General features: G+C 69.0%; 20 protein-coding genes and 1 pseudogene. 9 read left to right on the top strand and 12 right to left on the bottom strand.

The annotated features are described in order from the left end of the window. Positions 1-33 precede the first annotated feature (33 nt). Together ACFYY1_RS37535 and ACFYY1_RS37530 are read right to left on the bottom strand one after the other, a co-directional pair. Complete coding sequence (locus tag ACFYY1_RS37535; protein WP_072489065.1) at positions 34-684, bottom strand: response regulator transcription factor; 651 nt, start codon at positions 682-684, stop codon at positions 34-36. Between the two features lie 232 nt (positions 685-916). Next, a complete protein-coding gene (locus tag ACFYY1_RS37530) occupies positions 917-2,110 on the bottom strand; it encodes a sensor histidine kinase (protein WP_388593878.1) in 1,194 nt (397 codons plus the stop codon). 108 nt (positions 2,111-2,218) lie between these two features. On the opposite strand from ACFYY1_RS37530, the gene ACFYY1_RS37525 reads away from it, so the two are divergent. The 3 genes from ACFYY1_RS37525 to ACFYY1_RS37515 all read left to right on the top strand — a co-directional run bounded on the left by ACFYY1_RS37525 (position 2,219) and on the right by ACFYY1_RS37515 (position 4,432). Then, entirely contained in the window at positions 2,219-3,157 is a 939-nt protein-coding gene (locus tag ACFYY1_RS37525) for an ABC transporter ATP-binding protein (RefSeq protein ID WP_388593766.1), read from the top strand. A gap of 2 nt (positions 3,158-3,159) precedes the next feature. Next, positions 3,160-3,897, top strand: coding sequence for an ABC transporter permease (locus ACFYY1_RS37520; protein ID WP_388593764.1), 738 nt, complete (start codon positions 3,160-3,162; stop codon positions 3,895-3,897). 97 nt (positions 3,898-3,994) lie between these two features. Further along, a complete protein-coding gene (locus tag ACFYY1_RS37515; RefSeq protein ID WP_388593762.1) occupies positions 3,995-4,432 on the top strand; it encodes a hypothetical protein in 438 nt (145 codons plus the stop codon). Positions 4,433-4,530: 98 nt separating this feature from the next. On the opposite strand, the gene mug is transcribed toward ACFYY1_RS37515, so the two are convergent. From mug to ACFYY1_RS37500, 3 genes are all read right to left on the bottom strand, one after another. Further along, positions 4,531-5,166 carry a G/U mismatch-specific DNA glycosylase gene (gene mug / locus ACFYY1_RS37510; RefSeq protein WP_388593761.1) on the bottom strand — a complete coding sequence of 212 codons (636 nt, stop codon included), beginning with the start codon at positions 5,164-5,166 and terminating at the stop codon, positions 4,531-4,533. A gap of 19 nt (positions 5,167-5,185) precedes the next feature. After that, complete coding sequence (purB, locus tag ACFYY1_RS37505; RefSeq protein ID WP_266735354.1) at positions 5,186-6,628, bottom strand: adenylosuccinate lyase; 1,443 nt, start codon at positions 6,626-6,628, stop codon at positions 5,186-5,188. A 516-nt stretch (positions 6,629-7,144) separates the two neighbouring features. Next, positions 7,145-7,996, bottom strand: a complete 852-nt coding sequence (locus tag ACFYY1_RS37500; RefSeq protein ID WP_388593759.1) for a hypothetical protein — start codon at positions 7,994-7,996, stop codon at positions 7,145-7,147. Positions 7,997-8,373: 377 nt separating this feature from the next. Here ACFYY1_RS37500 and ACFYY1_RS37495 point away from each other — a divergent pair, with 377 nt between their 5' ends. From ACFYY1_RS37495 to ACFYY1_RS37485, 3 genes are read left to right on the top strand one after another with little or no spacing between them, the layout of a single operon-like run. Next, on the top strand, positions 8,374-8,673 hold the full coding sequence (locus ACFYY1_RS37495) for a hypothetical protein (protein WP_388593757.1): 300 nt from the start codon (positions 8,374-8,376) through the stop codon (positions 8,671-8,673). Between the two features lie 55 nt (positions 8,674-8,728). Further along, on the top strand, positions 8,729-9,082 hold the full coding sequence (locus tag ACFYY1_RS37490) for a hypothetical protein (protein ID WP_388593755.1): 354 nt from the start codon (positions 8,729-8,731) through the stop codon (positions 9,080-9,082). A 3-nt stretch (positions 9,083-9,085) separates the two neighbouring features. Next, on the top strand, positions 9,086-9,394 hold the full coding sequence (locus tag ACFYY1_RS37485) for a hypothetical protein (RefSeq protein WP_388593752.1): 309 nt from the start codon (positions 9,086-9,088) through the stop codon (positions 9,392-9,394). A 149-nt stretch (positions 9,395-9,543) separates the two neighbouring features. Here the strand turns inward: ACFYY1_RS37485 and ACFYY1_RS37480 are convergent, their stop codons facing one another. Then, positions 9,544-10,188, bottom strand: coding sequence for a PadR family transcriptional regulator (locus tag ACFYY1_RS37480; RefSeq protein ID WP_388593749.1), 645 nt, complete (start codon positions 10,186-10,188; stop codon positions 9,544-9,546). A gap of 100 nt (positions 10,189-10,288) precedes the next feature. On the opposite strand from ACFYY1_RS37480, the gene ACFYY1_RS37475 reads away from it, so the two are divergent. The 3 genes from ACFYY1_RS37475 (at position 10,289) to ACFYY1_RS37465 (ending at position 12,990) form a co-directional block, all read left to right on the top strand. Then, positions 10,289-10,747 (top strand): hypothetical protein, encoded by a 459-nt coding sequence (locus ACFYY1_RS37475; protein ID WP_388593747.1) that lies wholly within the window; start codon positions 10,289-10,291, stop codon positions 10,745-10,747. Further along, positions 10,744-11,982, top strand: coding sequence for an FAD-dependent oxidoreductase (locus tag ACFYY1_RS37470; protein WP_388593744.1), 1,239 nt, complete (start codon positions 10,744-10,746; stop codon positions 11,980-11,982). The genes ACFYY1_RS37475 and ACFYY1_RS37470 overlap by 4 nt, the downstream gene beginning before the upstream one ends. 174 nt (positions 11,983-12,156) lie before the next feature. Further along, a complete protein-coding gene (locus ACFYY1_RS37465) occupies positions 12,157-12,990 on the top strand; it encodes a PIG-L family deacetylase (RefSeq protein WP_388593742.1) in 834 nt (277 codons plus the stop codon). Between the two features lie 817 nt (positions 12,991-13,807). Here ACFYY1_RS37465 and ACFYY1_RS37460 read toward each other — a convergent pair. The 6 genes and pseudogenes from ACFYY1_RS37460 to ACFYY1_RS37435 form a co-directional block, all read right to left on the bottom strand. Next, entirely contained in the window at positions 13,808-14,290 is a 483-nt protein-coding gene (locus ACFYY1_RS37460) for a hypothetical protein (RefSeq protein WP_388593739.1), read from the bottom strand. 100 nt (positions 14,291-14,390) lie between these two features. Then, positions 14,391-15,239: an SGNH/GDSL hydrolase family protein gene (locus ACFYY1_RS37455; RefSeq protein ID WP_388593736.1), complete on the bottom strand. Its 849-nt coding sequence runs from the start codon at positions 15,237-15,239 to the stop codon at positions 14,391-14,393. A 92-nt stretch (positions 15,240-15,331) separates the two neighbouring features. Then, positions 15,332-16,351, bottom strand: coding sequence for a hemolysin family protein (locus ACFYY1_RS37450; RefSeq protein WP_388593734.1), 1,020 nt, complete (start codon positions 16,349-16,351; stop codon positions 15,332-15,334). Beyond that, positions 16,348-17,685: a hemolysin family protein gene (locus ACFYY1_RS37445; protein ID WP_388593731.1), complete on the bottom strand. Its 1,338-nt coding sequence runs from the start codon at positions 17,683-17,685 to the stop codon at positions 16,348-16,350. The genes ACFYY1_RS37450 and ACFYY1_RS37445 overlap by 4 nt, the downstream gene beginning before the upstream one ends. A gap of 191 nt (positions 17,686-17,876) precedes the next feature. Then, positions 17,877-18,302 (bottom strand): GNAT family N-acetyltransferase, encoded by a 426-nt coding sequence (locus ACFYY1_RS37440; protein WP_388593729.1) that lies wholly within the window; start codon positions 18,300-18,302, stop codon positions 17,877-17,879. A 156-nt stretch (positions 18,303-18,458) separates the two neighbouring features. Further along, a pseudogene (locus ACFYY1_RS37435) lies at positions 18,459-18,546 on the bottom strand (lytic transglycosylase); the annotation flags it as partial.

Raw genomic sequence — 18,546 nt, 5'->3', positions numbered from 1 at the left:
GTGGGCCGCGGGCGGTTCCCGGGAGCCGGGAATTCAGCCCGGGGCGACGAACCCGGATTCATATGCCGCGATCACCGCCTGGGTACGGTCCCTCGCGCCCAACTTTGCCAGTACGGCACTGACATGGGTCTTCACCGTCTCGACGCCGACCACGAGCTTGGCAGCGATCTCCGCGTTCGACAGGCCACGGGCCATCAGCCGCAGGACCGCGGACTCCCGCTCGGTCAGCGCTGCCCGGTCCATGACCGCGCGCGCCTTGCTCGTCCCGTACTCGGCGGCGAGCTGCCGGACCGCCGCCGGGAAGAGCAGCGACTCGCCCTCGGCGACCAGACGCACCGCATGCACGATCTCGGCGGGCCGGGCACGTTTGAGGAGGAAGCCGTCCGCACCGGCACGCAACGCCTCATAGACGTACTCGTCGTTCTCGAAGGTGGTCACCACGAGGATCTTCGGCGGATCAGGCACCGTACGCAGCACCACCCGCGTGGCCTCGATCCCGTCCATCAACGGCATCCTGACATCCATGGCCACCACATCGGGGCGCAGCTGATGCAGCAGCGGGATCACGGCGGCGCCGTCGCCCGCCTCGCCCACCACCTCGATATCGGGCTGGGCCTCAAGAACCGCACGCAGCCCCGCGCGGACGAGGGGCTCGTCGTCGACCAGAAGTACGCTAACCGGCATTGGGCCACCCTAAGCGCTGTTCCGCACCCCCTGGTGGGCGCCCGACGACAGCTGCGGACCTCGCCGCGTCGCCGGAACACCCGCCCGCATCCGGTGTACCGACACCCCCGTCCCACGGCCTGCCGCATCCGACGTCACGCTGCCGCACCGATGGGCCGAGGGTCAGGCCGTGTCCGTAAGGTCCCGCCCGACTCGCGACGTCCGGACACGAACCAGGGGGAGGGGGCAGGGGTCAAGGGTCAACCCTGAGGCCGTCCAACGGGAGCCTGGCACGAACGCGCCATTCCCCCTCGTGCGGACCCGTCTCGGCCTTTCCACCCAGCAGTGCCGCCCGCTCCCGGATGCCCCGCAGCCCGCTCCCGCCGCCCTGCACAGCTGCCGAATCAGCTGTCGCGGCACCGAGCGGATTGGTCACCTCCAACTCCAGCCCACCGTCGGCGACGGTGATCCGCACGCGGACGGGGACCGTACCGGAATGACGCAGCACATTGGTGAGGGACTCCTGAAGGATGCGATATCCCTCGCGGGAGACCGCGCCCGGAACCTGTTCCAACGGACCTGTCACGTCAGCGTCGATCTTCGCGCCCGAACCGCGCGCGGAGTCCAGGAGCCGGTCCGCTTCCACGAGCGTCGGCCGTTGCCCCACGGGCGTCCCCGATTCGCGCAGCACGCGCAGAACCCGCTCCAGATCGTCGAGCGCGTCCCGGCCCGTCTCCTCGATCGCGGCAAGGGCCCGTTCGGTGAACTCCGGGTCATTTGCAGCCCGGGCGGCGCCGGCCTGTACGACCGCGACCGTCAATGCGTGCCCGATCGAGTCATGCAGCTCACGTGCGATGCGGTTGCGCTCCAGCAACTGTTCGGTGCGCTCCTCCAGAGCGGTCAGCCGCTGCGCCGGCGAGGGGCCGAGAAGCTGCTTGGCGGCCTGGGTGATCAGACGGCCGCTCAACACGACGACGGCGAGCAGCGGCAGGAGGGGCAGAGGGGCGAGCAGGGCGTACCACCAGTGCGGCTCCACCCCGCGGACCAGCCATTGATCGCTCGGGCCGCTGCCGGAGGCGGTGAGGACGAGGTCCACCGCGGTTGCCGACAGCCACACCGTCGCATAGCCCACGGGAACGGCGATCAGCATTCGTATCTCCAGCCACAGCACGGTTCTCCAGCGGTCACCCCAAGTGGCGGCCGTGGAAGCGGAGATACTGGCATCGGCCTTGCCCCGTTCCTCAGGTGCGAGCAGAAGTTGCGCCTGTACCCCCTCCGCCAGCCGCATGCCGGGCACCAGACCGACCGGTACCGCGAAGACCATGGGCACCCATGGGGAATCCGGCGAGATGAACAGCCACACGCTGTAGCCCGCACCCGGGATGAGGAGATGCAGCCACCGGGTGTAGGTGACAGATGCGGCGAGCGGGCGCAGAAGGCGGAACATACGGCCATCGTGCCAGCCCGCATGCGTGCAGCGGCTCCCCCGAGAGAGGGAGACGATCCCCACGCGCGGGGGAAGCGGGCAACCGGACGCGACGGCGAAGCTGAGGACATGACCAGCATCGACGTCCACGAGCTCACCAAGGCATACGGCACGACCCGTGCCGTGGACAACCTCACGTTCAGTGTGCGCCCGGGGCGCGTCACCGGCTTCCTCGGTCCCAACGGCGCAGGCAAGTCCACCACTATGCGACTCGTCCTCGGCCTCGACCGGCCCACCGGCGGCAAGGCCACGATCGGCGGGCAGCCCTACACCGCGCTCAGCGACCCGCTGCGTCGGGTGGGCGCCCTGCTGGACGCTCAGGCCGCCCATGGCTCGCGCACCGCGCGGAATCACCTGCTGGCCCTGGCAGTCAGCAACGGCCTCGGTGCACGCAGGGTCGAGGAGGTCCTGGAAGAGGCAGGCCTCAGCGAGGTCGGCGGAACCCGGATCAAGACCTTCTCACTCGGCATGCGACAGCGGCTGGGCATAGCGGCCGCCCTGCTGGGCGATCCGGAGGTCGTGATGCTGGACGAGCCGTCCAACGGTCTCGATCCGGAAGGCATCATCTGGATCCGGGAGCTGATGAAACGGCTCGCCCGCGAGGGACGCACGGTCCTGGTCTCCAGCCATCTGATGAACGAGACCTCGTCGTTCGCCGACCACCTCGTGATCCTCGGCCGGGGCCGGCTCCTCGCCGACCTGCCGATGCGGGATTTTCTGGACTCCCGCAGCAAGCCACGCGCACGGATGCGCACGACCGAATCCACGCGGCTGCGCGATGTCCTCATACGCAAGGGATACGACCCCGTTCAGGGCGAGGACGGCTCATGGACCATCGAGGGCGCGAAGGCAGGGGAGGTCGGTGCGATAGCCGCCACCGAAGGCATTCCTGTCCTTGAACTCATTGATGAGCAGGCCACGTTGGAACAGGCCTATCTCGACCTCACCGCCGACGCCACGGAATTCGCATCGGCGCCCACTTCGTCCGCCAACCGCCAGGAGGCCTGACCATGTCGACCACCGCAGTACTGCGTTCCGAGTGGATCAAGATCAGATCGGTCCGGTCCGTCATGGGGTCCTTGATATCCGTCCTCGCCGTGACACTTGCCGTCACTCTGCTCGCGTTCTCCACCGTCGGCCAGGCCGAGGCGGACAATGCCGACGCCGAGCCGGTCTTCGACGCCTTCTACGCGCTGAACTTCGGCCAGATCGCGGCCATCAGCTTCGGAGCGACCGCGATCTCGTCCGAGTACCTCAACGGAGCCCTGCGGATATCGCTCGCCGCCGTGCCACGCCGCAATCTCTTCTACGCTGCCAAGATCGCCCTCGTCGGAGCGCCGGCGCTCGCAGTCGGCCTCGTCACCAGCTTCGGCGCCTTCTTGGTGGGACAGCTGTTCATGGGCGAGTACGCGATCGACCTGGGGGAGCCGGGCGCGCTGAGGGCGGCCTTCGGGGGCGGGATCTATCTGGCACTGATGGCCCTGTTCGCCGCCGGACTGGCCGTGGTGCTGCGCAGCGCCGTGGCCGTGCTCAGCCTGCTCATCCCGTTCGTCCTCATAGTCTCCTTCGTGGTCGGTGATGTCGCAGGCGGAGCCGCGCAGTATCTGCCGGACCGGGCGGGACAGTTGGTGCTCCACCAGAACCCCGGGGGAAGTCTCGGACCGTGGGGCGGGCTCGCGGTGACAGCGGCCTGGGCGGCGGCTGCCCTCCTGGCGGGCTGGTGGGCGCTCCGGCGCAGGGACGCGTAGCCGGTTGCCACGATTCAATAGGGCTCGGAGCGGCTGAAAGCACCTCAAAGTCCATGGTGAGGAGTGGCTTGTCAGTGCTGCACGGTTTACTGGCGGCATGACCACCGCACATCACCTCCGCCTCATCGACGCGATGCGCACCTCGGGCTTTCCCGCGGAGCGCATCCGGTCAGGCTCGGGAGTCAGCGGGCCCGGCTACCACACGGCGTCCCTGCACGCCGACGTCGATCACTGGGACGACGACGAGGCGCGGCGACTGGAACACCGGGCCCAGTGCCTCGCGGAGCATGACGCCTTGCTGACACTGCTCGCCAGACGCTGGGGTGAGCCGCAGGCGGTCAGCCTGTGGAGTGCACAGGAGCGGATGATCGCCGGCGAGGAGATACCGGAGGCATGGGCCGATACGGTTGCGGGCTGCGAGTTTCTCCAGCTCTGGAGGATCGAGGAGCGGTGGATCGGCATCGGTCTCTACCTGGAGGAGGAAGGGCCAGGGTGTGAGTTGAATGTCGTGGTGACGGAGATCGATCCGCCGTGACCTGAGCAGGCTGTCGGTCCGGTCGTCGTCGGCGGGCCCACCGGCCGGCCGGAAAGACGCTACGGAAGACGTTCGGAGCGGACGGGGCCGTGGTGGTGTCAGGTGCGTCGGACGGCTTCCGTGGGATCGGCGGGATCAACGAGACCAGCGGGTTCGGCGGGGGCAGCGAGACCAGCGGGTGCGGCGGGGGCAGCGGCGTTGTGGTTGACGCAGGCGAGGAGGCGGCCGTACTCCTCCGCCATTGTCTGGGCGGTCCAGTGGGCGTTGAGGCCGCTGGGGTTGGGCAGCGCCCAGACGCGGGCGCCGCCGATCGCGTGGTCCTGCGGGCCGATCCGTGCGCTACGCCTGCCGAAGGCCGTGCGGTACGCCGTGACCCCTACGACCGCAAGCCACTGCGGTCGCAGCAGTTCCACCTTGGCTGCCAGGATCTGACCGCCCTCGCGGAATTCCTCCGCGGTGAGCTCGTCCGCCCGGGCGGTGGCCCTCGCGACCACATTGGTGATGCCGAGGCCGTGGCGCAACAGCTCGCTCTGTTCGGCCGGTTTCAACTGCCGCGGTGTGAAGCCAGACCGATGGAGTACCGGCCAGAACCGGTTGCCGGGGTGGGCGAAGTGGTGGCCCGTTGCCCCCGTCATCAGGCTCGGGTTGATCCCGCAGAACAGCACACGCAGGCCGCCCGCGACCACATCGGGAACGGTGCGGTCGCGGGCGGCCTGGAGCTCTTCGGGTGTCATCCGGCTGTGGTCGTGGCCGTCAGAGGATGGAGCCCGGTGTGTATGCGGCGGCCTCGGGGTGCTGCTTGGCGATCTCCTCGATGCGGGACACCAGCGCCGTGACCTGATCGCCCGCGGCCCCGGTGAAGGAGAGCTTGTCGGCCATCAGCGCGTCGAGCTGTGCGCGGTCCAGCGGGATGCGGTCGTCGGCGGCCAGCTTGTCGAGCAGCTCATTGCGCTCGGCGCCCTGCTCACGCATGGCCAGGGCCGAGGCGACCGCGTTCTCCTTGATCGCCTCGTGGGCGACCTCACGGCCGACACCCGCGCGCACCGCGCCCATCAGGACCTTGGTCGTAGCGAGGAACGGGAGGTAGCGATCCAGCTCACGGGCGACGACGGCCGGGAACGCCCCGAACTCGTCGAGCACCGTCAGGAAGGTCTCCAGCAGACCGTCGAACGCGAAGAAGGCGTCCGGGAGCGCCACCCGGCGGACCACGGAGCAGGACACGTCGCCCTCGTTCCACTGGTCGCCCGCCAGCTCACCGGTCATCGACGCGTATCCGCGCAGGATCACCATGAGACCGTTGACCCGCTCGCAGGACCGGGTGTTCATCTTGTGCGGCATCGCGGACGAGCCGACCTGACCCGGCTTGAAGCCCTCGGTCACCAGCTCGTGCCCGGCCATCAGACGGATCGTCTTGGCGACCGACGACGGGGCCGCGGCCAGCTGGACCAGTGCGGTCACCACGTCGTAGTCGAGCGAGCGCGGGTAGACCTGGCCGACCGAGGTGAAGGCCTGGGAGAAGCCGAGGTGCGCGGCGATGCGCTGTTCCAGGTCGGCGAGCTTCCCGGCGTCGCCGCCCAGCAGGTCGAGCATGTCCTGTGCCGTGCCGACGGGGCCCTTGATGCCCCGCAGCGGGTAGCGGTCCAGCAGGTCCTCAAGCCGTCCGTAGGCCACCAGCAGCTCGTCGGCCGCGGTCGCGAACCGCTTGCCGAGCGTGGTCGCCTGCGCGGCGACGTTGTGGGAGCGGCCGGCCATGACCAGCTCGCGGTACTCGCCCGACAGCTTGCCGAGCCGGGCCAGGACCGCCACCGTGCGGTCGCGCATCAGCTCCAGGGAGAGCCGGATCTGCAGCTGCTCGACGTTCTCCGTGAGGTCCCGGGACGTCATGCCCTTGTGGACCTGCTCATGGCCGGCGAGGGCGTTGAACTCCTCGATCCGGGCCTTGACGTCGTGCCGGGTGACCTTCTCGCGCTCGGCGATCGAGGCAAGGTCGACCTGGTCGATGACACGTTCGTAGTCGGCGAGCGCGGCGTCCGGCACCTCGATCCCGAGGTCCTTCTGAGCGCGCAGCACCGCCAGCCACAGCTGGCGTTCCAGCTTCACCTTCTGCTCGGGGGACCAGAGGACGGCCAGCTCCGTGGAGGCGTAGCGGCCGGCCAGGACATTGGGGATGCGAGGCTTCGCAGACACAGCAGTCACGTGTCCAGAGTTTACCTTTCGTCTTCAGCGGTTCGTTACCGTCCACCAAGTCCATAAGGCCCAGGTCAGAAGGGCGTGGACCACTTGCCCGGGTTGGTGCACCGGCCATACCGAGTACCCGGGCGAGTGCCGGGTCGTCCTCGCCCGTGCCGGCCCCGAGGGCCCATGCCCCACGACGGCGGACCGGTCCACGTCGCGGAGCCGGTGCAGTCCCCGTACGGCCGGTGTGCCCGCCGGCACGTGGATGTGTACGTCGGATTTCTTCGGGACCGTTCGCGCCGGCGGGCGCATCGGCGGCCACTCCGCGCAGCTCCGGGCCCTTGGGCCGGATTCCGGCAGGGTGTGCGCGACGACGAAGCCGTGACGGATGGACGGTGCGGCTACGACGGTGTGCAGCGTCCGGCACGGCTACGACGGCGTACTCCGACTTCGCCTGCGAGAACCCCGATGCCCAGGAAATGTCCTGCCCGCGCCCTGTTCCGCCCCAGGTGGAGTGGATGCGCGAAGGGTGCTCCGTCACGCTGCGCAGTTGCGGCGCGGCGCAGAACTCGACTGCTCAAGGTCACTGGGCAGAGGACCTGGCGGTGCTGTGAGGCCGGCGGCTCGGGCGGCGGTGACGAAATCCTTGCGGTGGGTTTCGAGGCGCTCGATGAGCGGGTCCCGGACCCATCCACCGATCAGCTGCTCCCACATGGCCGGGCAGCGGTCGACCAGGGAGAGAGCCTGAGCTGCTTGGGTTCCGGTGAGAGTGGCACTGTCGTGGAGGCAGTAGTCCAGAAGATCCCGGTCAGCCCTTCTTTCCTCCTCGTCCTTGCGTGCCCACCCGACGAGAAGCTCCCAGGCCACGTAAGCCGAGGTGTGACGATCGTCGCTGCAATCTTCTGGGTCGCCGGGGCACCAGCCTGCTTCCAGGGCGTTGATCGTCGCGCGTAGTACCGCGCGATCGAGTGCGCAGCGTTCCAGGAGGCGGCATTGCGAGAGAAGGCTCTCCGCGGCCGTCAGGACATCAGGAGGGGCGAGGAGTTCCAGTGAGGCGTACCGGGATTCCACCGGGATGGCGTGCTTGGCCACGAGCCCCTGGCGTTCGTCGTGATCGAGGTTCGGGAGTCGCTTCACCACACCCACCAGGGCGTCGGAGACGCTCAGGAACTCCATGCACGCGCTGTCGAGTGCGATGTGCCGTTGCTGATCCCACTGGAAGAGGCTCTGGGTCCGTACCGCCGAGATGGCCGTGTCGGCCTGGAGGCGCCCGGCGAGGAGCGCGGCAGATGTCGCAGCCTCTGCACTGCGCTTGGTCCACCACGCTGCAACCAGGGCAGTGGGAACGGAGAGAAGGGCTGCGACCGCGCCCAAGTCGACCATGTTCATGGACCAATGCTGGGTGAACAGAACTTACGATGCGGGCGGTTCGGTGCAAATTGGCGAGACCCGACATTTGTTCCCGCTCGCCCGGAAGGTGAGGCGTGGGTTCGCGATTCCTGTGCCTTTTCCTCACAGGCGATGTCCCCTGGGCAAGGTCATCCCCTTCGGTGTGTTCGACGCCTTCACCGACGGGAGCCGCTGATGACGCACTTCCTGGAGCCGGACGAAGCCGACTACCCGCTGACGACGAAGGAGGGTTGGTCCGCGTTCGTCGCAGAGACCATCGCGCCGCCGGCCGCCCTGCGCCTTCGGTCCTGCAGCGGCTGCCGGAGCCCGAGTGGGCGGAGTATGACCAGGCCCGGGAGGACTGCCACTCCCAGCTGGTGATCGTCTCGCCCCCGGCGATCCACCGCACTGCGCACTCGGCTGCCGTCTCGTGCTCATCGACGAGCAGCACAATCTCGACATCGGTACACGGGGTCGGAGCCGAAGCGCCCGACCAGACCAAGTACCTCTCCGAGCGCATCCCGGCGACCTTCGTCCTGGCGGGCGTCGATGTCGAGGGCACCGGCCTGTTCGCCGGTCGCCGGGGCGGGCGGATCGCCAGCCGCTACAGCCTCATCCTCAGCCGCACATCGCTTCGGCATCGCTCTCCAGCAGATCCCGCCGGGCCTGAGCGGTAACTGTGACCGAGCAGTGGGCCCCTGAGCATCACGGTTGGCCAGTAGGCTCACGCCCATGGGTGCGTTCTCACCGTTCCTGATCTTGATCGGCTGCCTTGCCACAGTCCTGGGCTTCTTTGCGTGGCCGGCCGCACGAATTCGTCGTCGGGGCCTTGCAGGCGGGGCCATGAGCGCTGCCCTGGCCTCCTACGAGGAGGCGTTCCGCATCACTGCCCACGAAGCGCACATCGAGATCCGGGCCCAAGCAGAACGCAAGGCTCCGATCCTGTCGCCGGACGATCACTGGATCCCCAACCGCGGCCAAGCAAGCCAGGCCGGCGCAGAAGGCCGTCGACCGCTTCAGTCGAGCTCCTGCCGCTCGCGTCGGGGGCTTGGCCGCTGGGTCGAACGTCTGAGGTCCGGTCGCTGATCCATGGACACCGTGTTGCTGGTTGCAGGAGGAGTTGTTGCGCTGGGCGTCGTCGTCCTCCTGGCAGATCGTGTTCTGCTGGCGATGGAGGCTCGGGGCTGGATCTACTGGCGCAGGACCAAGGGCCTGTCATCGATCGGTGTCGACCTCATGCAGGAGGGCGACCCCGGGGCCCAGGCGGTCAAGCGGGCCATGGAACAAGAACGCGTGCGCAAGAACGTCAGGTCGGCAGAGGACCCGCCTTTCCAGGTGAACCTGGACGCCGGCATCGTGCGCATCCGACGCACCGGAAGCGATGAACAAGGATCGTAGGCGCGGCCGCGGCCCAGTCCGGCTGATCAGCCTCCGTCGTCGCGTGGCGCAGGCCCCCTGGCAACCCCGCAGCTCAGCGCAGGATCCACGGACAAGCTCAGTTCGACGGGATGGACGGCTGGGGCTCGACCCCGCGAGAGCGCAACGCTTCAGGCCGTCCCCGGATGCGTCGGAGGCGGGCTCACTGTTCCCGGCCCGGCCGCGAGGGCGTCCAGCTGCTCCTTCGAGGATGAGAGCCGGCCGGCTCGCAGGTCTTCGACCACCGTGCGCACCCACTCCAGCTCCGCGGCCGTCACCGCCCGCAGGTACTCGGTCTCCAGGCGGGTGATGCGCGGCAGCCCCCGCTCCGCCTCTGCGGCCATGGCCGCTTCCATTCCGTCGAGCTGCGCCGCGAGGGCGTCGGCCCGCCGCTGCAGTACGTCCCCCATCTCCTCGGGCGTGAGCAGCAGCAGATTCGAGAGAGCGGCCGGGAACTCCGGGAACTCCTGCTTGGGCGCGGAGAGCATCTCCTCCAGCCAGGCGCGGGCGGTCTCACGGCCCGCGTCGGTGACCTCGTACACGGTCCGCTCGGGGTACTGCTGATCGCGCCCGGTCTCGCGGACCGCGATCAGCCCGTCGCCATTGAGTCTCTCGATCGTGCGGTAGAGGCTCGCACGCTGCCTGACGTTGACGACCTGCTCCTTGCCCCAGTCCTTGACCAGTCGCTGGATGCCGTACGGGTGCAGCGGCTTGTAGTGCAGCAGAGCCAGGACGGTCAGGGCGAGGGGGGAGTTGCGGGGAGCGGAAGTGGTCATGGACTCGATTTTAGCCCCGAAATGACTAGTTGACGAGATACTAGTTTCAGTGCAACTATCCAATCGTCAACGCGACGCAGCCCCGAGAGGAACCACCGAGATGTCCCTCACCGAGCGCATCCACTCCGACCACGACCTCGTCAAGCACCTCGGCAACTGGACCGAGGCCGGCCACTTCGAGATCAAGGCCCGCCATGGCACCGCTGTCCTCGACCTCCGCTCGCCCGACCTTCCGGACGACGTCGAGATCCACCTCGACATGGACCGGGCCATGGTCAAGCTGCTCGTCGACGACGCCACCGCCATCGACCACTGGAACCTGAGATGGACCGCCCTCGGCAAGGTCAAGGACTCCCAGTCCTCGTCCACCCACAACACGACGGCCGGCCGTCGTGTCCGTCTGTCCGGCTCTGCGACGAACAGCGAAATCCGCATCCACCGCGGTGGCGTCGCGATCCTGTCGGCGATGTTCTCCCGTGCGTACTTCCAGGATGTGCGCCGCGCACACAGGAGCGGCGGCGTACCGACGATCGACGACCCGAGGGGGCACCAATCATGACCCGCATCGGCGAAGCCCGCACCGCGCTGGTCATCGGCGGCGGTATCGCAGGCCCGGTCGCCGCGATGGCCCTCCGCCAGGCAGGTATCGAGGCCGCCGTCCACGAGGCGTACGACTCCACGGCCGATGGGGCCGGAGGCGGCATGAGCATCGCTCCGAACGGCCAGAACGCCCTCGACGCGATCGGCGCGGGCGACCTCGTCCGCGCCATCGGCACACCGGCCACCGCCATGGGACTGCGGAGTTGGACGGGCAGAGACCTCGCGCAGTTCGCCCCGCCCTCCCGCCTCCCGTCCCTCCAGTTCGTCTGGCGCGCCGACCTCTACCGGGCGCTCCACGACGAGGCGGAGCGCCGATCCGTCCCCATCCACCACGGCAAGCGGCTGACCGGCACGACGGAAACCGGCTCCGGCATCACCGCGCACTTCGCGGACGGTACGGAGGCGAGCGCCGATGTCCTCATCGGCGCCGACGGCATCCGCTCCACGGTCCGCTCCCTGATCGACCCGGCCGCAGCACAGCCGAACTACGCCGGCCTGGTCTGCTTCGGAGCGCGGATGCACCAGTCAGGGATGCCCTCCACCGACGGCGTCATGTACATGTGCTTCGGTAAGCGCGCGTTCTTCGGCTACCAGGTCTTCGAAGACTCCTCGGCGGTGTGGTTCGTGAACCTGCCCCACCGCGCCCCGATGACAGTCTCCGAGGCCCGGGCGATCGGCGCGAACGAGTGGATACGCATCCTGCGGAACGCCTTCGCCGACGACCGCACCCCTGCCCTGGAGATGATCAGTCGTACCAAGGCCGGCGAGCTCCTCATCACCGGCCCGATGGAGAACATGCCGGGGGTCGCGAACTGGAGCCACGGCCGCATGACCCTGATCGGTGACGCGGCCCACGCCGCCTCATCCAGTTCCGGGCAGGGCGCCTCCATCGCCGTCGAGAGCGCCGTCGAACTGGCGCGCTGCCTGCGGGACCTGCCCTACGACCAGGCTTTCGCGGCGTACGAACAACTGCGCCGCCCCCGCGTCGAACGCATCATCAAGCTCGGCGCCCGCACGAACACCAACAAGACCGCGGGCCCGGTCGGCCGCGTACTGCGAGACCTCGTGATGCCGGCCACCATGAAGCTGATCAACCCGGAGAAGATGGCCTGGCAGTTCGACCACCACATCGACTGGGACGCGACGGCAGCCCCGCGCGTTGAAACTCCGGCGCCTGGAAGGTCAATTGGCTGAGCCGGGAACAGCCGGTCCTGTCCGCACGGTTGCATCGACCGAGGGACCGGAGCCGTACGGGCAGGGAACACGGAGACCGCAAGGTCGTCCGCCCCGCCAGGATCCGGCCCCCAGGATCGCGGTACGCCCGCCGCGCACTCGGACCAGGACGTATTTCTGCAGGAGGACTGTTTCATGACTGACCGGCCGTTGACGCTGATGGCAGTGCACGCCCACCCCGACGACGAGGCGACCGGAACCGGAGGGGTCCTCGCGCGGTACGCGGCGGAGGGCATCCGTACGGTTCTCGTGACATGTACCGACGGCGGTTGCGGTGATGGACCGGGAGGCGTCAAGCCGGGCGATCCCGGGCATGATCCGGCAGCCGTTGCCCTGATGCGCCGTCAAGAACTCAAGGCGAGTTGTGATGTCCTGAAGGTCAGCGCTCTGGAGATGCTGGACTACGGCGACTCCGGGATGATGGGCTGGCCGAGCAATGACGTCCCCGGATCCTTCTGGCGGACCCCCGTCGAGGAAGGCGCTGCCCGACTCGCGGAACTCATGCGGCACTACCGACCCGATGTGGTCGTCACCTACGACGAGTACGGGTTCTACGGCCACCCCGACCACATCCAGGCCCACCGCATCACGATGGCGGCGCTGGAGATGACCGCGCTGACACCGAAGGTGTACTGGACGACGGCGCCCCGCTCGATGATGCAGCGGTTCGGGGAGACCATGCGCGAGTTTCATGGAGACATGCCGGAGCCGGATCCCGCCGAGGTCGCCGCGATGGCCAAGATCGGCCTGCCCGACGACGAGATCACCACGTGGGTGGACACCACCGCATTCAGCGGTCAGAAGTTCGATGCGCTGGCCGCGCACGCCAGTCAGGGCGAGAACATCTTCTTCCTCAAGATGGGCAAGGAGAGGTTCGGCGAGTTGATGGGCATGGAGACCTTCCTGCGTGTCAAGGACGCCACCGGCACGGCCGTACCCGAGAACGATCTCTTCGCCGGACTGCGCTGATCAGCTGTGTGCCGCCCATTCCTCGTCGACGCCGACGCGGACCCGACAGTTCGCCAGTCGGGCGGCGGCCCGGCACGGCGCTGAGGCTGCTGCCCGCATTCGGGCTGCCCATCGTGTCCCGAATGCCGCAGAGCGGGATCCGTCCATGGCGACAACTCGCCATGGACGGGCTGCTGTTGCGGGTGTGCCTCGGGCTGTGCATCGATCGCGCCGCCGGGGAAGGCGGGGCCGGGCCAGGGGCCGTCAGAACACGGGTGGGCGTTGCCGCTTCGCAACGACGACCAGGCAGCTGCATGACGGAGAGTGTTTGTGCTCAGGGCGCCGCGTCCGTGGTGTCGAGCAGCACGCACTGATCGAATTCCATGCAGCCGCATTCCAGACAGTCCGCAACTGCTCGCCGCAGGGCCTGAGTCTGCGCGATGTGCCGATCGAGCTCGGGCAGCCTGCGACGGGCCGTGCTCCTGACAGCCTCCCCCTTGGGAGCCGCGCTCGGAGGCTGCCTCCTGCGGTGATGATCCTCACCGTCCCCATCGGCGTCGTCGTACTCAAGCTCTGCGGAAGCCGTCGACGTCGGCATCAGCCCTCGCAGGCCCCGGCCGCGCGAACGAGGCGCACCGACTGAGGCCGGCGGATGCTTCCCGGCCGGAGGCGCTGATCGCGGCCCCGCCGCGCCGGCCGGAGGCGAACCGCACCACCGATCACGTGGAACGCCTCACCGGCCGGCACCTTCGTGCGGTGGGCCATCGACCACGCGGCCGAGTTCAGCTGATGGAAGACCTGCAGTACGGTCCGCCCGGCGTCCTGCCGGTGGAGCGGGTCAGGCGGGTACGGTCTCCTCCAGCGTCACCACGACCATCACCGGGAGATCGGTGTCCTGCTGGATCACACCGGCGGTCAGGATCCGGCCGTCGAGGGTCCATTTCTTCACCGCGATGAACTCGTCCCTGTCCGCCGGTGTCTGCTCGGCCTCGACGAGATGGCGGGCGGTAGCGGATTCCTCGATCTCGGGTAGGAAGTCGGCCAGCGCCTGCTCCCCCTGCTCGTAGACCGCATCCAGGTCGTCGAAATAGCCCGACTCGTCGACGTCGCGGATCCAGACGTAGAACGAGACGCAGATCGCCCCACTGCTGAACGTCTGGATCCAGCCCCCGACGCTTCCCTTGTCCCACGACGTCTCCACGCCGTTGCAGGGCTTGTCTCCGGGCGTCCACTCCTGGGCCGAGAACCGCGCCGCCGCGCCCTCGGCGGTCAGCGGCGCGACGCCCCTGAGCTCTTCCAGCATTGCGATCACTGCCGCCATGAACTCATTCCACCCATGCTGTCGAGGCCTCGGGAGAGGCACCGGTGCTTTCCACGGCCCACCAGAGGCCGTGGCGGTCTTCGAGCCGGTTCGTGGGTCGCTACGGGAGCGGAGGCGGGTCGACCCGGCGCCAGCCCGCCACGGGGCCGGGGGCGCCGTTGTCCTGGGGGGTGACCCAGAACGCCCGCCCCAGTTCCGCGCTGTACTGGGCGCCCGTCCGGCCGTCGCCGGACGAGCGGCCGGTCAGACGGCGGCCGATCCACGGCATCAGGTGCTCGCGGGCGAAGCGGACGTCGTCGACACGCCGCCTGGCCCACCTGTGCGGTACGGCGGTGGGCAGGGGCGTGCGCCAGTCGTTCTCCGGAGGCAGTCCCAGCGTCTGCCAGACCGCCTCGGCGACCCTGGTGTGCCCGTCCGCCGTCAGATGCAGCCGGTCGACGTCCCACAGCCGGGGATCACCCAGGGCCGGTGCCCCGTACAGATCGACGACCACCGCTCCGTGCCGGGCGGCCAGATCGTCGACCAGGGCGAACAGCTCCTCCATCCGCGGACGGAAACGCTTCATCACCGGACCGTTGCGCCCCGGGCTGCGCATGAGCACGAGCGTGTCGCACGAGGGTGCCAGTCGCTCCACGGCCTCTTCGAGCCGTCCGCGGACCATGCCCATGTCGCACTTGGGCCGCAGTGTGTCGTTGAGCCCGCCGACGAGGGTGACGACATCCGCCCGCATGGCGGCGGCCACATCGACCTGCTCGTCGACGATCTGGCCGATCAGCTTGCCCCGTACGGCGAGATTCGCGTACCGGAATCCCGGCGAGCGAGCGGCCAGCCGTCCGGCGAGGACGTCGGCCCAGCCGCGGTACGACCCGTCGGGCAGCAGGTCCGACATGCCCTCGGTGAACGAGTCGCCGACCGCGACAAGACTGTTGTAGGAGGCATTTGTTTCCATGGCGATGCGATCGTATCGCGGTCGCTTCCGGCCCCTCCCGGGGACGGGAAGGAGCCGCGGCCGGAATCCCGTGCCGCGGCCCCCGCCGTCGGTCAGCGCGCCTTCGGGCGCCCCACCAGCTCGCGGAGCACGTCCTCCATGGTGACCATTCCGGCCAGCCGGTCGTCCTCGTCGAGCACCGCCGCCAGGTGCGTACGGCTGCGTCGCAGCGCGGTCAGGGCGTCGTCCAGCGGTGTGCCGGCCCGGACCCGCGCGATCGGGCGCATCGCCGTCACCGGGAAGGGCACGTCGCGCGGCGTGGCATCGAGGGCGTCCTTCACATGGAGGTAGCCCAGGATCCGCTCCTCGCTGTCCATCACGGGGAAGCGCGAGAAACCGGTCTCGTACGAGAGCCGCTCCAGCTGCTCCGGCGTGGTCCCGACCCTGGCGTACACGACCCGGTCCACCGGCATCACCACATCACGCACCGGACGACGGCCCAGCTCCAGGGCGTGGCGCAGGCGCTCGGCCGAGCGGTCGTCGACCAGCCCGGCGTCGCCCGCGTCCGTCACCAGCCGGGCCAGTTCGTCGTCGGAGAACGTGGCGGACACCTCGTCCTTCGTCTCGACCCGCAGGATCTTGAGCAGAGCGTTGGCGAAGGCGTTGATCGCGAAGATCACCGGGCGCAGCGCCCTGGCGAGGGCCACCAGCGGCGGTCCGAGCAGCAGCGCGGCGCGCACGGGCTCGGCGAGGGCGATGTTCTTCGGCACCATCTCGCCGAGGAGCATGTGCAGATACGTCGCCACGGACAGCGCGATCACGAACGAGATCGGATGGATCAGTTCGTGCGGTACGCCCACCGCGTCGAACACCGGCTCCAGCAGGTGCGCGAACGCCGGCTCGGCGACGATACCGAGCACCAGCGTGCAGAGGGTGATGCCCAGCTGCGCGGCCGCGAGCAGCGCCGATACGTGTTCGAGGCCCCAGATGACGCTGCGCGCGCGCCGGTTCCCGGCCTCGGCCTCGGGCTCGATCTGGCTGCGGCGCACGGAGATCAGCGCGAACTCCGCCCCGACGAAGAAGGCATTGACGACCAGGGTCATCAGCCCGATGAAGAGCTGGACGGCGATCATCGTGCGTCCTCCGTCTGCTCGTCGTCGCCGGGCAGCGGCGCGTGCAGCAGGGCCCGCGCGGCGCGGCGTCCGGATGCGTCGACCACGTCGATCCGCCAGTCCGCCAGCTCGACCGTGTCACCCACTGCGGGGATGCGGCCGACCTCGGTGGCGATGAGCCCGGCGAGCGTCTCGTACGGTCCGTCCGGCACCCGTAGTCCGATCGTCTTCAGCTGGTCGACGCGCGCGGCGCCGTCGGCCGACCACAGGGTCCGTCCGTCGGCGTCCTCGCCGGCCGGTGCGAGGTCCGCGGTCTCGTGCGGGTCGTGCTCGTCGCGCACCTCACCGACCACTTCCTCGACGATGTCCTCCAGCGTCACGACCCCCGCCGTGCCGCCGTACTCGTCGATGACGACGGCCATGGCGAGCTTGCCGGACAAGCGGTCCAGGAGCCGGTCCACCGTGAGCGTCTCCGGTACGAGCAGGGGTTCGCGCAGCATCTCCGACACGCGGGTACGGGGCCGCTGCTCGGCGGGGATGGCCAGCACGTCCTTGATGTGCGCCACACCGACGACGGTGTCCAGGCTGCCGAGGTAGACGGGAAAACGGGACAGGCCCGTCGCCCGGGTGGCGTTCGCGACGTCCTCGGCGGTCGCCTGCGCCTCCAGCGCGGTGACCTGGACCCGGGGGGTCATCACGTTCTCCGCCGTCAGTTCGGCCAGGTTCAGTGTGCGGACGAACAGCTCCGCCGTGTCGGCCTCCAGCGCACCTTCCTTCGCGCTGTGCCGGGCCAGCGCGGCCAGCTCCTGCGGGCTTCGCGCGGAGGCCAGTTCCTCGGCCGGTTCGAGGCCGAAGCGGCGCACGATCCGGTTGGCGGTGTTGTTGAGGTGGCTGATGAAGGGGCGGAAGACGGCGGTGAAGGCCCGCTGCGGGGTGGCCACGGCCTTCGCCACGGCGAGCGGGGAGGAGATCGCCCAGTTCTTCGGGACCAGTTCGCCGACGATCATCAGGAACACGGTGGACAGCGCCGTTCCCAGCACCAGGGCCACCGAGGACGCCACGCTCGGCGGGAGGCCGGCCGCCTCCACCGGACCGCGGATCAGCTTCGCGATGGACGGTTCGGAGAGCATGCCGACCACCAGGTTGGTGACGGTGATGCCGAGCTGCGCGCCGGAGAGCTGGAAGGTGAGGCTGCGTACGGCCTTCATGGCGCTCGCCGCGCCCCGCTCGCCCCGCTCGACGGCGCGTTCCAGCTGTCCGCGCTCGACCGTCGTCAGAGAGAACTCCGCCGCGACGAAGGCGCCGCAGGCCAGCGAGAGCAGTACCGCCACGAGCAGTAGAAGCACTTCGGTCATCGGTTCACCTCCGTCCCATGATCGGGCAGGGACAGGAGGATCGCGCGGTGCCGGCGATATCGACTACTGGGAGGCTCGCCCATGGACGGACGCTCACACCTTTCGGAAGGATCGGACAGGAGGACACCATAGTAAAGGGTCGGCAAAGTCGCCGATCTCGCGATGGCTCTGCCGGTCCGCGGTGGGTCTGCTCAGTCGGTGAGCGGCTTCACCCAGCGCCGCCAGTGATCCTCGCGGTGGTAACCGCTCGCGGCCCAGGTGTGGTGTGCCCGTTCGTTGGCTTCCAGGACCATGGCGTCTACCCGTCGCCCGCCAAGGGCGAGGAATCGTTGTTCCGCCGCTTCCATCAAGGCGGTGGCGACCCCTTGCCGGCGGCAGTCGGGGTGCACGGCCAGCCGGTAGGCGGAGCACCGCCAGCCGTCGAATCCGGCTATGACGGTTCCCACGAGGCGGCCGTCGCGGGCCGCCAGCAGCAGGGCTTCGGGGTCTGTCGAGATGAGCCGGGCCACTCCGTCGTGGTCGTCGCTGATGCTCGTTCCCTCCGCGGCCTCGCGCCAGAAGCGCAACACGGTGTCGATGTCGGGGAGGCCGGCGTGGCGTATGTGGAGATCACTCATGGGCCGAGCCAAGCAGAGTGCCGATCCGTTCGGCGAACGATTTCGCCGTCGGGCGGTGGTGCGGCGGCTCGGCGGCCCGGTGGTTCCGTGGCGCCGCGGTCCGATGGTTCCGCGGCGCGGTGATTCCGTGACGTGGCGACTCGGTCAACCCGCGGCTCAGTAGGCGGAGTTGACGTTGTCGATGGATCCGTAGCGGTCGGCGGCGTAGTTGGCGGCCGCGGTGATGTTGGCGACGGGGTCGGTG

Origin of the sequence: Streptomyces sp. NPDC001890 (assembly GCF_042891445.1) — a bacterium.
Taxonomy (GTDB): Bacteria; Actinomycetota; Actinomycetes; order Streptomycetales; family Streptomycetaceae; genus Streptomyces.
This window is presented reverse-complemented; position numbering and strand designations above follow the sequence as displayed.

Bases quoted from the DNA above. Each gene is read 5' to 3' on its own strand.
- ACFYY1_RS37535 (WP_072489065.1), bottom strand. From the start codon at position 684: ATGCCGGTTAGCGTACTTCTGGTCGACGACGAGCCCCTCGTCCGCGCG.
- ACFYY1_RS37530 (WP_388593878.1), bottom strand. From the start codon at position 2,110: ATGTTCCGCCTTCTGCGCCCGCTCGCCGCATCTGTCACCTACACCCGG.
- ACFYY1_RS37525 (WP_388593766.1), top strand. From the start codon at position 2,219: ATGACCAGCATCGACGTCCACGAGCTCACCAAGGCATACGGCACGACC.
- ACFYY1_RS37520 (WP_388593764.1), top strand. From the start codon at position 3,160: ATGTCGACCACCGCAGTACTGCGTTCCGAGTGGATCAAGATCAGATCG.
- ACFYY1_RS37515 (WP_388593762.1), top strand. From the start codon at position 3,995: ATGACCACCGCACATCACCTCCGCCTCATCGACGCGATGCGCACCTCG.
- mug (WP_388593761.1), bottom strand. From the start codon at position 5,166: ATGACACCCGAAGAGCTCCAGGCCGCCCGCGACCGCACCGTTCCCGAT.
- ACFYY1_RS37500 (WP_388593759.1), bottom strand. From the start codon at position 7,996: ATGAACATGGTCGACTTGGGCGCGGTCGCAGCCCTTCTCTCCGTTCCC.
- ACFYY1_RS37490 (WP_388593755.1), top strand. From the start codon at position 8,729: ATGGGTGCGTTCTCACCGTTCCTGATCTTGATCGGCTGCCTTGCCACA.
- ACFYY1_RS37485 (WP_388593752.1), top strand. From the start codon at position 9,086: ATGGACACCGTGTTGCTGGTTGCAGGAGGAGTTGTTGCGCTGGGCGTC.
- ACFYY1_RS37480 (WP_388593749.1), bottom strand. From the start codon at position 10,188: ATGACCACTTCCGCTCCCCGCAACTCCCCCCTCGCCCTGACCGTCCTG.
- ACFYY1_RS37475 (WP_388593747.1), top strand. From the start codon at position 10,289: ATGTCCCTCACCGAGCGCATCCACTCCGACCACGACCTCGTCAAGCAC.
- ACFYY1_RS37470 (WP_388593744.1), top strand. From the start codon at position 10,744: ATGACCCGCATCGGCGAAGCCCGCACCGCGCTGGTCATCGGCGGCGGT.
- ACFYY1_RS37465 (WP_388593742.1), top strand. From the start codon at position 12,157: ATGACTGACCGGCCGTTGACGCTGATGGCAGTGCACGCCCACCCCGAC.
- ACFYY1_RS37460 (WP_388593739.1), bottom strand. From the start codon at position 14,290: ATGGCGGCAGTGATCGCAATGCTGGAAGAGCTCAGGGGCGTCGCGCCG.
- ACFYY1_RS37455 (WP_388593736.1), bottom strand. From the start codon at position 15,239: ATGGAAACAAATGCCTCCTACAACAGTCTTGTCGCGGTCGGCGACTCG.
- ACFYY1_RS37450 (WP_388593734.1), bottom strand. From the start codon at position 16,351: ATGATCGCCGTCCAGCTCTTCATCGGGCTGATGACCCTGGTCGTCAAT.
- ACFYY1_RS37445 (WP_388593731.1), bottom strand. From the start codon at position 17,685: ATGACCGAAGTGCTTCTACTGCTCGTGGCGGTACTGCTCTCGCTGGCC.
- ACFYY1_RS37440 (WP_388593729.1), bottom strand. From the start codon at position 18,302: ATGAGTGATCTCCACATACGCCACGCCGGCCTCCCCGACATCGACACC.